This is a genomic window from Catonella massiliensis (assembly GCF_016651435.1).
Taxonomy (GTDB): domain Bacteria; phylum Bacillota; class Clostridia; order Lachnospirales; family Lachnospiraceae; genus Catonella; species Catonella massiliensis.
The window spans coordinates 84,380-98,637 of record NZ_JAEPRJ010000001.1 but is presented as its reverse complement, the minus strand read 5'-3'; the positions used below and the strand labels follow the sequence as shown (position 1 = coordinate 98,637).

The 14,258-nt window shown below is 40.6% G+C and carries 10 protein-coding genes; all 10 read right to left on the bottom strand.

The window, feature by feature from the left end; all coding sequences use genetic code 11:
- Nucleotides 1-198 precede the first annotated feature (198 nt).
- The 10 genes from JJN12_RS00475 to tkt all read right to left on the bottom strand — a co-directional run bounded on the left by JJN12_RS00475 (nucleotide 199) and on the right by tkt (nucleotide 14,247).
- Complete coding sequence (locus tag JJN12_RS00475; RefSeq protein WP_208427851.1) at nucleotides 199-696, bottom strand: shikimate kinase; 498 nt, start codon at nucleotides 694-696, stop codon at nucleotides 199-201.
- Between the two features lie 7 nt (nucleotides 697-703).
- Nucleotides 704-1,390: a flavin reductase family protein gene (locus tag JJN12_RS00470; RefSeq protein WP_208430269.1), complete on the bottom strand. Its 687-nt coding sequence runs from the start codon at nucleotides 1,388-1,390 to the stop codon at nucleotides 704-706.
- Between the two features lie 354 nt (nucleotides 1,391-1,744).
- Nucleotides 1,745-2,134, bottom strand: a complete 390-nt coding sequence (gene tagD, locus JJN12_RS00465; RefSeq protein ID WP_208427850.1) for a glycerol-3-phosphate cytidylyltransferase — start codon at nucleotides 2,132-2,134, stop codon at nucleotides 1,745-1,747.
- The gene (locus JJN12_RS14425; protein WP_208427849.1) at nucleotides 2,131-4,785 is read right to left on the bottom strand and encodes a CDP-glycerol glycerophosphotransferase family protein; all 2,655 of its coding nucleotides are present in this window, start codon (nucleotides 4,783-4,785) and stop codon (nucleotides 2,131-2,133) included. Before JJN12_RS14425 ends, tagD begins: the two co-directional genes overlap by 4 nt.
- Nucleotides 4,785-6,929 carry a sensor domain-containing diguanylate cyclase gene (locus JJN12_RS00455; protein ID WP_208427848.1) on the bottom strand — a complete coding sequence of 715 codons (2,145 nt, stop codon included), beginning with the start codon at nucleotides 6,927-6,929 and terminating at the stop codon, nucleotides 4,785-4,787. Before JJN12_RS00455 ends, JJN12_RS14425 begins: the two co-directional genes overlap by 1 nt.
- Nucleotides 6,930-7,019: 90 nt before the next feature.
- On the bottom strand, nucleotides 7,020-8,432 hold the full coding sequence (gene pyk, locus JJN12_RS00450; protein ID WP_208427847.1) for a pyruvate kinase: 1,413 nt from the start codon (nucleotides 8,430-8,432) through the stop codon (nucleotides 7,020-7,022).
- Between the two features lie 19 nt (nucleotides 8,433-8,451).
- A complete protein-coding gene (gene mgtE, locus JJN12_RS00445) occupies nucleotides 8,452-9,816 on the bottom strand; it encodes a magnesium transporter (RefSeq protein ID WP_208427846.1) in 1,365 nt (454 codons plus the stop codon).
- A 131-nt stretch (nucleotides 9,817-9,947) separates the two neighbouring features.
- Complete coding sequence (locus tag JJN12_RS00440; RefSeq protein ID WP_208427845.1) at nucleotides 9,948-10,364, bottom strand: peptide deformylase; 417 nt, start codon at nucleotides 10,362-10,364, stop codon at nucleotides 9,948-9,950.
- Between the two features lie 13 nt (nucleotides 10,365-10,377).
- On the bottom strand, nucleotides 10,378-12,165 hold the full coding sequence (locus JJN12_RS00435) for a methyl-accepting chemotaxis protein (RefSeq protein WP_208427844.1): 1,788 nt from the start codon (nucleotides 12,163-12,165) through the stop codon (nucleotides 10,378-10,380).
- A gap of 99 nt (nucleotides 12,166-12,264) precedes the next feature.
- Entirely contained in the window at nucleotides 12,265-14,247 is a 1,983-nt protein-coding gene (gene tkt, locus JJN12_RS00430; RefSeq protein WP_208427843.1) for a transketolase, read from the bottom strand.
- Between the last annotated feature and the right edge of the window lie 11 nt (nucleotides 14,248-14,258).

Below are 14,258 nucleotides of genomic sequence, written 5' to 3'. Positions count from 1 at the left end.
ATATGCTAATTGTCGCCCTTACCTCCGTCTAGCCATTTGCAAATAAGGTAGCTAACCAAATCCGCTGTAACGGAGACAATTATTTGGAGAATAATATCAGACAAGCTATCACCTCCCTTCTGCTGTCAGATTGGGAGTGCGACAACATAAAAATTATATCAGATTACTGTTCCTCTGACAATTATTCTTGCCATCTATTTACTTAATTCCATCTACAATTCTTCTCATACAGCCTTCTACAGAAGTAGTATCAGCGTCAATAACCACATCCGCATATTTTTCGTATAGTGGACAGCGTTCTTCATAGAGGTCTTTAAGTGTCTGACCTTCCTTTAGGGCTACTCCTCTATCCTTCAGATTGCCAAGCCTTTTTTCCACCTTTTCGTAAGGGAGTTTGAGGTAGACTACTGTAGAGATTTCCTTTAAGTGAGCCATTGCATTTTTGCAGTAGACCGCACTTCCACCTGTGGATATAACGGATTTCTCACAGGTTAGGCCTGCATTTATCTCATCTTCCACCTGAAGAAAGCCTTCTGTGCCCTTTTCAGCTATAATCTCAGAAAGCAGCTTCCCTGTTTTTTCCTGTATAACCAGGTCGCTGTCTACAAACCTATATCCCATCACCTTGGCAAGCACAACTCCTACCGTACTCTTACCTGCTCCAGGCATACCTATGAGGGTTATATTGTTTTTCATAATTTCTTCACACCTCCGCTTTCCGTCTACCTTTCACTTTTTTACCTACTGTAGTTTTACTTTTATCTTCTTTCTTTTTAGTATCTCTCCCTCTTCCTTCTGAAGCAGCCTTTGTTCTTAGACCACCCTTTTCTTCAGTGTACGCTTTTTTAGTCTTAGATTTTGTTTTTTTAATTGAGTATCCAAATGAGCCAAGTTCTTTCCCAAGCTCATAGTATCTTCCATGGGAATAGGCAATAAGGTCTGCTGCCTTTAGGTTGAACCTTCCCATCTCGTCCATATATTTCCCATCCACTCTTACATTTACCACATCTGCTATAAAGAGGCTGTGGCTTCCAAGCTCCATTACCTGCCTTAACTTACACTCAATATTCACAGGGCTTTCAGCTATGGCTACAGCCTTTACCTTTTCAGACTCAAGTTTGGTTAGCTTCATTTCCTTGAACTTATCCACATTTCTACCAGATGTTACTCCACAATAGTCTGTTGCTCTTGTAAGTGCTTTGGTTGTGAGATTGACTACAAACTCTCCCGTCTCCTTTATGATGTCATAAGAATATCTCTCAGGCCTTATGGAAACCGATAGCATAGGTGGATTGGTACATATAGTTCCTGCCCAGGCTAAGGTGATGATATTGCTTCTTCCCTCTTTGTCAGTGAGGCTTACCATAACTGCAGGCAGAGGATAGAGCATATTTCCTGCTTTCCAGGATATCTTCTCATTCTCTTCGTTTTTTGCCACCTTATCCGACTTTTTTGTATTTTTATTATAATTTCCTTTTTTTATCATATACTTCCTCTTTATGATGATGCTGTACTTTTTTTCACACAGCTACCGGCTTCTTTATAGCCCCAACATCCATTTGATTGCAGGTTCAAGGTGCTCTGCAAAATAAGTAACTTGTAAATATGCCATTTTATACCTCCATATTGTATATGCTTTAAGCTTTATTTATTAAAAACAGCCTTAAATGATAAGTCCGTTTTCAATGTCTGGTTTTATCATCTAAGGCATTGCTAAATAATATAGATATTAGAACTATGCATCTTATCTCTGCAAATCATTCTTAATCTGAGTTGTAGATATCTCAGGTGTTCTAGGCAGGTAGACTACTTCGCAGTACTCCTTTAGGAAATCAAACTTTCCCTTCCAGTCGTCTCCCATCACAAAGGTGTCCACCTTGTAGAGCTTCACATCCTCTAGCTTCTGCTCCCAGCTCTCCTCAGGAATCACTAGGTCAACATAGCGGATAGACTCAACCAGCTGCTTCCTCTGCTCATAAGAGAAGTAGCATTTTTTCTGCTTTTCATTCCAGTTGAACTCATCTGTAGATATGGCAACTATGAGGTAATCCCCATACTCCTTTGCCCTCCTTAACAGGTTTACGTGGCCGTAGTGCAACAAATCAAAAGTCCCATAAGTAATTACTCTTTTCACTCTTTTACCTCCGTAAGCTTTCTAACTGCTTCATACAGCCTCTTGCCTGAATTTCTGTCGTTTTGAACAAAGAAGCTCTCATATCTGTTTTTGTATTCTTCTTTGATTTTGCAGTCATTTTCAATATATTCACAAAGCACTCCAGCAAGCTCATCTGCCGAGGTGCAGATGTCTCCAAAACCTATCTTTTCATAGTCAAAATTGGTTATTCTCCAGTAAGGAAGCACAGGGTCGTGGTAATATACCACAGGCTTTCTCATATAGGCAAAGTCATACTGAACACTGCTATAATCCGTTACCATAAGGTTGCTTTGCTTCATTATGGTAACATAGTCCATATCTTCTGTAGGGCTAAGCACTTCTACTACATCTGTAGTCTCAAAGTCAACTGTCTGAGCATCAAACTTTGGATGGAAGAAGAGTTTAATCTTGTATCCCCTTCTCCTTGCAGTCTCAAGCAATTTTTCGTCGGTGAGGACTTTGTTGTAGAGCATATAGAAGCTGCTGTCCTTAAACTTAGGGTTATACTCTGTCTTACCATTTGGTGAGGTCTTGCCTACAAGGGCAGGCCTCCAGGTAGGTGCTATCAGTATCTGATTTCTACTGTCGTCTATTAGATCATCATACCTTGGATTACCGGAAGCTATGATTTGATCCTCCCTAAAACAGTTATCTTCATTGGTATATAGCTCTCTCTCGTAGTTAGAAGCTACCAATACCGCAGTAGAATTGCTTCCCATCTGAGCGTAAGATGAACTTCTGGTAATCGGATAACCATGGTACATCCTTATTATCTTAGGCTTTAACAAATCCCTGAAATATACCAGATTTTCCTTTTTGAAGCCAAGCTTGTGGAAAGGAGGTATATGAGTCATAAATATAACCTCAGCAAACAGTGCATAGAGGACACCCTCTTCACTTCCCGGCTCTATTACTTTGTAGCCTTCCTTTATAAGCCTTTCTCCGTCTTTGGATGATTTCTCAATGTAGAATACTTTTTCGATTCCGTCATCTACTGTACTCGCATATCTAAGAGCATATTCTCCGTTGTCCCCCGCCTTATAGCTCTTGTCATAGTATATCCAGATTCGCTTTTTAGAAAACTCATTGTATCTATCAAAATACGCCTTCCTCCACCTAAGGATACCGGTTAACATCTCCCTATCGTCTGATTCAGGCTTCGTTTCCTCAAGCTTATTCTCGATATAGCTTATATATCTCTTCTCTGCTTCTTCCTTAGCCTTTTCATCGGCCTTAGTGACTGTTAGGCTCTTTTTTTCCTTCCTTGCTATATACCCATTAAAATACCAGTATTTAGCCGCATTTCCATTCTCAAGCTTACTCTGCCATACGTCTTCAAAGTGGAGGTTAAGCTCATACTCATCACCTGATATAAGTAAATGAAGGGATATCTCCTGCTTATTAGAATCAATAATTGGCACAAAAGCTTCATAGGCATCCCTTCTAAATATTTCCTTATCAAAGAAGGTAGTAATGGCCGCAAGCTCAGTAGTTCTCTTTACATCCACCTTTACTCTGCCTTCTTCACTGCTTCGTATAAAATAGAAGTCACAATCCTTTGAAGGCATATAGTCAGGGAGGCTGAATTTGATAAACAGCCCTTCTTTGCCCTCTTTATGTCTGTATTCCAAGGTATTAATCAGTGGACGTAACCCGCTTATCTCATTTACTATACCGCCTTCTGAGTCTTTAAGCCTTATTACTCCCTTGTTGTCAAGCTTTTTATACTCAAGCCTGACCTCTTTTTCAGGATATCTAAGCATTGCAAAGTATCTTCTTAGGTTTCTGTCAAGTTTAAGTGCATTTGCCCTCATAAAGAGTATGTCATCACTTACAAGCCTCATTCCGGCACCCACTTCTGCAAGATATTCCTCTCTCTCCTCGTCGCTGTCAAATACAAGCTTAACATACTCGTTTTTATTTGAAAGAAATCTGGTGCAGCTTAGGTATAAAAATCCAAACTGGGCTATTTTAGACAGCTTACCATCCTTTATAAGGTTGTTTAAGTAGCCCTTAGTAGTGGCAAAATACCAGCTTTTGTTGTGGCTTTGCCCCATCTTAGCCGAGCTTTCATCAAGTCCCCTGCCTGTAGTGTAGCTAAGCTTACTTACTATCAGCCCCTTAGATGACTTTTCCATATATTTTGTGGCAAATAGCTCCGCCTTGCAATAAGCCATATCTTCATTGAATCTAATGTTATTATTTTTAATTACATAAGTTCTGCAAAGAGTTCCGATAAGAAGAGGTCCTCCCATCACTTCCTTCTTTACATCATACCTGTATATCTCCTTACTAATACTTCCAAAGTGATTAACAGGCTCGCCGTTTCTAGCAATTAACCTACCTGTGGCATATCCTGTGTCTGGATTCTTCTTCAGTTCATCCCGTAATTCCTTAAAATAATCCTCAGCAAACACAGCATCTGTATCATAAAATGCCACAAACTCTTCCCTTGCCTTACTAAGCTTTCTATTTATCTCATCAGGCTTTAGGTTTAGGTCTATCATTAGAATTTTAGAGTTCTCAAGTAATTTCTTTGTTATTTCCTTCTTCTTTTTTCTATAAATGCTTTTTGAATAGGGTATAAGACCACCTTTTTTAATGGCATCCAGTACTCCATCTATTTTCACTATAGAATCTCCTCCCATCTGCACTCACAAAGCCTCGGGTCATAGCGCTTGCCGCTTTCCGACCTTATAAGTGCAATTATCTCATCATTTGACAGTATTCCTACTATTTCTTTATGAGTTTTTAAGTAGTATATATCATAAATCATCCTAAATACCCTAACCTCAAGAGGAATCTCATCTCCTAACGTATTATACTTCTCCCCGCTTCCGTCCCAGTTTTCATTAAGTAGAAATAGCTCTTCCGTGGTTACAATGTTATTTATAGAGTTGCTGATAATGTTTAAGATAACCGCTGTATTTTCAAGTAACTTCCTAGAGAATCTAAGTGTAGATATATTCTCTCCCTTCATCTCCCACTCAATCCGCGGTGTTATAAGCTTACCAACATTTACATACGTTATCAGATTGTTTATCTTCTTTTCTACAACAGGTTCAAAGCTATACATCTTCCCTATCTTTTCAGCCATGATGCGAAGTTCCTTGTACCTTACTACTTCGTCAGGGCTGATCTCATATAGCTTGTCAAGCATATTATCAAGGAAAATCTTCCTTGTTTGCTCCCTGGACGCAGACTTATTTATATACATCATGGCATCTGCGCTTTTTACTATGCTGTCAAATCCCACACCGTCATCAATACTTTTCTTAACAGCATATCCCATAGACACAGAAGGCTTAACCGAGTCATAATCCTGCCTGTCAAGCTTTTTATTTATTCTGTCAACCAGAGAGGCTGCCATCCCTGCATCAGTATTGGTAAACAATATAGCAAACTCATCCCCGCCTATTCTCGCAACTATATCACTATTTCTACAGCAGCTGCTAAGAACAGAGGCTATCTTTACTATGAGTTCATCTCCCTTAGCGTGTCCAAAGACGTCATTGGTTAGCTTGAGGCCATTGATATCAGCCATAAGATAACAGATAGGATAGCTTTCAGGTATTTGAATCATCTTACTCGTAACTTCATTAAAATACTTCCTGTTTGCTACATTGGTCAGCTCATCATATCTTGACTTCTGAAGTATTTCATTTTCACGTACCTTTCTTATGCTGATATCTCTTGCAGACATATATATAAACTCGTTATTAGGAGTCTTAAGGTCTATCATAAAAGCTTCTATATGTACATTGGTTAGATTCTTCGTCTCAATGCGCATTTCCTTCTTGATAGTTTCTCCCTCGGCAACTCTGGCAAATACCTCATCTATATCATCTTCTGTTCTATCATCCCCGCTGCGCTTTAGTTCCATAACAAAGTCAGAAAACTCCCTGCCTATCACCTCTTCACTGTTATTATATCCAAGCATCTTCAATCCGGACTTGTTGATATCAGCTATTTTGTTGTCTTTAATCAGAAAAATAGCTTCCCCTGAATAATAGAACATGGTCTTAAAATGTGCTTCATTTTCTTTTAGTTCATCTAATCTCTTTTGAAGTTCAGCATTCATGGTCTTAAACTTCTCGTCACTTTTATATAGCTCAAAAACAAGGTTGTTACTTTTTTTGATAGCCTCTATAATCTTGTACACAGATATAGAAAATAAAGGGTATATAAACATAAGCATAAATGCCGAGGTTGCTGCGGTCTTTATATCTTCCCTGATAGTAATGTAAATCCCAATATTACTTATAAGTCCCGTAACAACAGCCATAACAGTAAAATCTACAACACGAAGCTTCTTCCCCTTCTTCTTTAGATAATATAAATAACTTATTTCCATTATGTATGCACACATAATACAGACAACCGGCACCATAGAATTATAAGGATTCCTCATAATTCTTGCAATTATACTTGCAATTGCTGTAATTGTAACTGTTATAGGTCCATAGATAACAGAAAGATTGAGGATGACCTCCCTTGCATCATAAATGATATCCGGCTCTGATAGGCCCTTGAACGATATTGTGCTGTCAATATATATAAGAAACGCAAACAAAGCACCCTGTATAATCTGAGTCAATATCATTACTGAGGTCTTTTTGTACGAAGCTTCATTTCCGTAACCACCGTGAGTTCCCATTCCAAGGGCTGATTTTATATCTTTATTAAAGCTTATATACTCCTCCACGACTACTGAAACAAGTATTAGTACAAGTATTACACAGACCTTCGATATAAGTACAATCATCTGTTCCATAAGGCATCTCCATATTAAAGTATCTTTATAATGACGAGGGTGCCAAAATATTTGGCACCCGCATCATCATGTATTACTGTCTAGTCTGTGTTAAATATTTTCAACTTTTATAAGATTAGTACTTCCTGATACACCATTTGCAATTCCACCTGTGATTACAAGTTTATCGCCCTTGCATAATTGGAGAGTTTCCTCTGCTACCTTCTTTGCAGAATAGAAGAGAACGTCAGTTGACTCAAATCTCTCGCACATCTTAGGTATTACACCCCAGGAAAGAGCAAGCTTACGCCAAGTCTTCTCATCTGTGGTAAGGCCGATTATATCTACAGGTCCTCTAAACCTTGAAACCAGTCTTGCAGTCATACCTGAGATGGTGCAGGCAACGATGGCCTTTGCCTCAATGTCTATAGCCATACCGCAGGTAGCGTGTGAGATTGCATCAGGCTCATTTTTGATGATGAAGTCGCCACTGTAAAATCTCTTTTTGTAGTTGATATTCTGCTCTGTATTCTCAGCAATCTTAGACATAGCTTCAACAGCCTGAATAGGATAATGTCCCGCTGCTGTCTCACCGGATAGCATGATTGCAGAAGTTCCGTCATATACCGCATTGGCCACGTCTGAAGCCTCTGCCCTTGTAGGACGAGGATTATTAATCATAGACTCAAGCATCTCTGTTGCTGTAATAACCCTTCTTCCAAGAAGTCTGCACTTGGTTATAAGGTCTTTCTGGATAGCAGGAAGTCTTTCATAAGGAATCTCTACACCCATATCTCCTCTTGCAACCATGATACCGCTGCAAAGCTCACATATATCCTCAATGTTGTCATAGCCTGACTGATTCTCAATCTTTGCAATAAGGCTGATACCGTTTCCACCGTTTGCATCAAGGAACTCATGAACTGCCTCAAGGTCCTTTTTAACTGAAACAAAGGAGCAGGCAATAAAGTCAAGGTCGTTATCTATGGCAAATAAAAGGTCTTCTTTATCCTTTTCAGATAAGTACTCCTGTTTGATGTGCTTACCGGGGAATGCCATACTTTTTTTATCTGAAAGGATACCTCCTGTAACTACATCACACTCAATTTCTACTGCTGTTGTCTTAACTACTCTAAGCTCAATCAGTCCGTTATTTACAAGGACTGTGTCACCTTTTCTAAGCTCTTTTGCAAGATTTTTATAACTTACGGAAACCTTAGTCTTGTCTCCGATTATGTCATCTGTGGTAAATGTAAACTTGTCACCCTCATGAAGCTCCACCTGATGATCTTCAAATACACCGATTCTGTACTCAGGTCCTTTGGTATCAAGCATAATAGCAATAGGAATGTCTAGCTCTGCCCTTATCTTCTTTATTCTTTCCACTCTTGCCTTGTGCTCTTCGTGACTTCCGTGTGAGAAATTAAGTCTCGCAACGTTCATACCTGCCTTACAAAGTCCTCTTATCATCTCTTCGCTTTCGCTAGCAGGTCCGATAGTGCAAATAATCTTAGTCTTACGCATAAATCTCCTCACTTTCTTATCAAACGTTTATATGAAGTACTGACACTGCAATTGTAAAATATACCGTCAGCGACACTGCATCCACTATGGTTGTAATCAAAGGGCTTGCCATAACTGCAGGGTCAAAGCCGACTTTTTCAGCAACCAGAGGGAGTACACAGCCGATAAATTTTGCAAATATAACAACTACAATAAGGGTTGCACATATTACAAATGCTACCGGAAGGGCTAATTTATCTATAACAAGCAGCTTAATGAAGTTAGCTCCTGCAAGCGTCACCCCACACAGTACTGCAACTCTTATCTCTTTCCAAATGACCTTAAATATTTCACTGAATTCTATCTCTCCTAGTGAAAGACCACGGATAACCGAAACGCTTGCCTGTGAGCCCGCGTTTCCACCCGTATCCATAAGCATAGGGATGTAGGCAGTAAGTATAACATACGAGGCTAGTGCATCTTCATAGCCCGTTATAATAGCTCCGGTAAAGGTAGCAGATATCATAAGGAAGAGCAGCCAAGGCATCCTCTTCTTATAGGTCTCCCAGGTCGTCATCTTGTAATATGGTTTATCTGATGGCAAAATAGCTGCCATCTTCTCAATATCCTCTGTTGCCTCTTCCTGAAGGATGTCTACTACGTCATCCACGGTGATTATACCAACCATTCGGTTTTCATTGTCTACCACAGGCATCGCGGTAAATCCGTACTTCTGTATGGTAAGCGCGGCCTCTTCCTGGTCAGTGTGAGTATTGATACTGATGACCTTGGTATTCATAATGTCGCCAATAAGTTCATCAGGTTCTCTTATGAGAAGGTATCTAAGCGCTACTGTTCCCTTTAGTACACGCTGGTTATCAACTACATAACAGATATTTACTGTTTCAGAGTCAAGTCCTCTTCGCTTTATCTTAAGTATGGCATCTTCAACCGTCATCATTTCTCTTAGGTCTATGAACTCGACAGTCATTATACTTCCCGCGCTATACTCAGGATAGCGAAGAAGGTGGTTTATATCTGCCCTGGTCTCAGGGCTTGCCTTTGCAAGAATCTTCTTAACTACGTTGGCAGGCATTTCCTCAAGAAGGTCAGTCGCATCATCCGCCATGAGGTTATCAATAATATGTGATGCCTCAGTATCAGACATAGAAGCGATTATGTATTGCTGGTCGTCAAGTTCCAGTTCGGCAAATACATCAGCAGCCATATCCTTTGGAAGTATTCTAAAGAGCTTTAATGAGTCCTCATCATCCATCTCATCCATGGCAAAGGCTATATCTACCACGTTCATATCTTCCATCTTTTTTCTGAGTGTTCTATAGTCCTTTGCAAGAAGCAGTTTTTCAAGCTCTTCTCTGTAGTTCTCCTCTAATTTATCTTCCACGCCTGATTCCTCCTTCTTTTATTCATACTTTGTGGATAATACCCGTTACTTCATTCCATATACCACCACAGGATAAGAAATCCGGCATCTGTATACATACTCCGGATTTCACCCCTGTATCTATGATATCATTAGATGATAATTCCTTCAAGGTGGTCACACTCGTGCTCTATAATCTCGGCTATATAACCGCTATAGAGCTTGATATGCTTCTTGAATTCCTCATCATGGTACTCAATTGTGATGTTTCTATGCCTGGTTGTTTTTCTCTCACCATCAAGGCACATACAACCCTCTTCTGTCTCATAAGCTCCGCTTTTCTTGATTATCTTAGGGTTAATCATAACAACCATTTCATCACTGTTTTCAGGCTGAATGGCTATTACAGCTTTATTTACTCCTATCATGTTGGCGGACATACCTACGCACTCATCTGAATAAGCCCTTAAGGTATCCTTCAAATCCTCCACTACAGCCATATCATCCTTAGTCATAGGCTCTGATTTGAGCCTTAAAAAAAACTGATCCTTTACTAACTCTCTTACCATATATTCTCATCCTTTATATCTTAAATTTTGCAACCTCCGCCCTTAGCATATCTGCAATATCTGCCAGCTCTTCCTGGGCTGTTGCGATGTTATTCATAGCCTCAGCCTCTTCGTCTATTGCAGCGTTTACTTCCTCTGTAGAGGCTGCATTTTCCTCTGAAATCGAAGAAAGGCTTTCAACCATTTCTATCAGGTGGCGGTTTTCTTTCTCAAGAACAGCCGCAGAATCTTTAAGTTCATTTGTTACTGTTCTTCCTATTTCTACCTCTTTTGCTATCTCAGCAAACTTACTGTCTGTCTCAGATCTGATAATAGTCTGCTTCTCTATCTCTGAGTTTACCTTCTCCATCATGGCAACTGAGTCTTCAGACTTCTGTCTGAGGCCTTCGATAACCTCTCTGATATCCTTAGTAAAGGATGCAGACTGCTCAGCAAGCTTTCTTATTTCCTCAGCCACAACCGCAAAGCCCTTACCTGACTCACCTGCCCTTGCAGCCTCGATTGCAGCATTAAGCGCAAGAAGGTTGGTCTGATCTGAAATGGACTGAATCATCTCACTTGCCTGTGATATCTTAGCCACACTATCGCTAGTTTCTCCTGTCATCACCTTCATAGCGCCAAAGGCTTCAGAGCTGTTCTTTCCTGCTGCATTTAACTCAGCAAGTAATTTCAAGCCTTCATCTTTCCTGTCATTTATAGAGCTTATTGACTCATCAAGTTTTCCAAGTATCGCGGCAATGGCATTGATAGTATCTCCTGTCTTGCCTGTAGCCTCTGCTGCCTCTGCGGTGTTCTCAGCCTGTTCCGTTGAGCCCTGAGAGATATGCGACATAACAGTAGCTACTTCTTTTGTCATCTTGTTGGTATCATTTACCGTAACAGCCATATTAGCCGCTACATCAGCAACCTTACCTGCATTACCCGATATATTTCTTATCATTTCCTCGAGATTGCCTCTTACAGTACATACCATCTTAAGCAATCCATCAAGCTCATTAGGTCTTCCCCTAAATGACGGAATCTCACACTCTGAGCCTGTAAGGTCAAACTCTGATATCTTCTTTGCAAGCGTCAGCGTCTTATCTACCTTCTTCGATATGATGCTTCTAAATACAAAGCTAAGTGCTACTGTACCAAATAAAAGAATCGCAGAACTTACAAGAATAATGCCCACAACCCCTCCGACTGTCTTAGAAGTTGCTTCCTTTTCTGCTGCCACTACCTTCGCAAATTCATCAACATAATTTCCTGTTCCGATTATCCAGTTAAATGGCTTGTATATCTGAACGTAAGCCCTTTTCTGAGATGGCTCCGTCTCATTAGCCTTTGGAAAATAATAATCTAAAAAGCCTGAACCCTCACCATTTCCTATCTCAAGGAACTTCTCAACAATTTTAAAGCCATTGTGGTCGGTAAGTCCTCTTCTGTCTGTTCCTTCCACAGCACTTCCTAGCAGTACCACGTTTGTTCCCTCTGTGGTGTCTGCCCAAAAATACCCACTCTCAAGGTATTTTGCGCTTCTAATAATGCTTGCAGCTAACTCCTTACCATCTTTTTCGGTAAGTTTGCCTTCCTCTATCTGCTTATTAATCGGATCTAATAAGCTGACTATAGACTGTACCTGGCCTTTAATCATCTCATCATAGTCTTCCCTCATCCTGTCTTCCATAGAGATAATCTGTTTGTCAGATATACTGTAAATATTGGTTACTGAAAGTACTCCAAAAAAAGCTATTAAAACAATTGAAATGCTTAAGCACATAAATAAGACTGTAGTTCCTATCCTCCTATACTTTACCATATGTTAGTCCCCTCCGGTTGTATTTTTATAATATTTTAGGTAAATTTCGCAAGAATGGTTCTCTCAGGGCCTTATAAAGCCATTTTACAATATTTCAATCTACTTAATTACTTCCTTTACAGCCTTTACAACATTGTCAACTGTAAAGCCAAATTCCTTAAAGAGTACATCAGCAGGGGCGGAAGCACCAAATCTGTCAAGGCAGACTGTCTTTCCGTCAAGTCCGACATACTTGCCCCAACCAAACTCTGAGAGGGCTTCAACTGCTACCCTGGCTCTCACGGATTTTGGAAGTACCTTTTCCTTATATTCAAGGGGCTGCTTCTCAAAGATATCCATACAAGGCATGGATACAACTCTTACATCTATGCCTTCCTTTGCTAGGGCTTCCTTAGCTTCGATAGAAAGGCTAACCTCTGAACCGCTTGCAATGATGATTGCATCAGGAGTTTCTTTTGAAGAATCTGCTACTATATAGCCTCCCTTAAGCGCTTCCTTTGAAGAGCCCGCAAGCTGTGGAAGATTCTGTCTTGTAAGTACAAGGGCTGTAGGTGTCTCTTTTGAAGTAACCGCACTATACCAGGCAGCTATTGTCTCAGTTGCATCAGCAGGGCGGAATACATTGAAATTAGGCATGGCTCTAAACTCAGCAAGCTGCTCTATAGGCTCGTGAGTAGGTCCGTCCTCTCCTACACCGATAGAATCGTGTGTAAGTATGAAGGTAAGTGGTATCTCCATAAGTGAGGCAAGTCGTGCCATAGGCTTCACATAGTCACTGAATACAAAGAAGGTGGATACATATGCCTTAAGTCCGTGAAGCACAAGACCATTGCCTATACCTGTCATTGCAAGTTCTCTTACACCAAAATGTACATTTCTTCCGGCATAATTCTCTGCAGAATAGTCTCCTGCGCCGTTAACATAGCTCTTGTTAGACGGAGCGAGGTCTGCTGAACCTCCAAACAGGGTAGGGAGCTTGGCTGAAAGCTTGTTAAGCACCTTTCCCGAAAGGTTTCTGGTTGCATCAGCCTTCTCCTCATAACTCCAGAAGTCTTCATCATCTAAGAGCTTACATGCTTTGGTTTCATCCTTATATTCATCCCAAAGAGTCTTCATCTCTGGGAATTTCTCACAATAATCCTTAAAGAGCTTACTCCACTCTTCTTCCTTCTTCGCTAAGTTCTCTGCCTTTGCCTTATAGTTCTCATATACCTCGTCAGGTACAAAGAAAGGCTCTTCACTTGGCCAGCCGAGAGTTTTTTTCATTGCAATAATATTATCGGCACCAAGTGGCGCTCCGTGAACATCTGCTGAACCTTCTTTTGGAGAACCAAAGCCTATTTTTGTATTTATCTTGATAAATGAAGGGCTTTCCTTATCCTCCTTAGCCTCTTCTATAGCCTTTCCGATTTCAGATATGTCATTGCCATCCTTTACTTCAAGCACCTTAAAGCCCATAGCCTTAAATCTGGCAGGTACATCCTCTGTAAAAGCGATGTCTGTATTCCCCTCAATAGATATCTTGTTTGAATCGTAAAGCACGATAAGCTTGTTTAGCTTAAGTGTGCCTGCAAGCGAAAATGCCTCGTAGTTGATGCCTTCCATCATACAGCCATCGCCACCGAGTACATAGGTGTAGTGGTCAACTACAGGATAGCCTTCCTTGTTGAACTTAGCTGCAAGATGAGTCTCAGCCATAGCCATACCCACAGCCATAGCCATACCTGCACCAAGAGGACCTGTGGATGCTTCTACTCCTGTAGTAACCCCATACTCAGGATGTCCCGGAGTCTTAGAGCCCCACTGACGGAAATTCTTTAAGTCGTCAAGAGTAAGTCCATATCCAAAAAGATGGAGCAATGAGTAAAGAAGAGTCGAGCCATGTCCGCCTGAAAGTACGAATCTGTCTCTATTTTCCCAGCTGGGATTCTTTGGGTTGTGGTTCATGTGATTGGCCCAAAGCTCGTATCCTATCGCAGCCGCACCAAGAGGGAGTCCCGGATGTCCTGAATTCGCCTTCTGTACAGCATCTGCCGACAATACTCTGATTGCATTTACTGATAAGTTATCGATATTACTCATTTTGTCCTCCT

What these genes read in the sequence shown, in the direction of transcription:
- JJN12_RS00475 (WP_208427851.1), bottom strand. Translation starts at nt 696, where the DNA reads ATGAAAAACAATATAACCCTCATAGGTATGCCTGGAGCAGGTAAGAGT.
- JJN12_RS00470 (WP_208430269.1), bottom strand. Translation starts at nt 1,390, where the DNA reads ATGCTCTATCCTCTGCCTGCAGTTATGGTAAGCCTCACTGACAAAGAG.
- JJN12_RS00455 (WP_208427848.1), bottom strand. Translation starts at nt 6,929, where the DNA reads ATGGAACAGATGATTGTACTTATATCGAAGGTCTGTGTAATACTTGTA.
- pyk (WP_208427847.1), bottom strand. Translation starts at nt 8,432, where the DNA reads ATGCGTAAGACTAAGATTATTTGCACTATCGGACCTGCTAGCGAAAGC.
- JJN12_RS00440 (WP_208427845.1), bottom strand. Translation starts at nt 10,364, where the DNA reads ATGGTAAGAGAGTTAGTAAAGGATCAGTTTTTTTTAAGGCTCAAATCA.
- JJN12_RS00435 (WP_208427844.1), bottom strand. Translation starts at nt 12,165, where the DNA reads ATGGTAAAGTATAGGAGGATAGGAACTACAGTCTTATTTATGTGCTTA.
- tkt (WP_208427843.1), bottom strand. Translation starts at nt 14,247, where the DNA reads ATGAGTAATATCGATAACTTATCAGTAAATGCAATCAGAGTATTGTCG.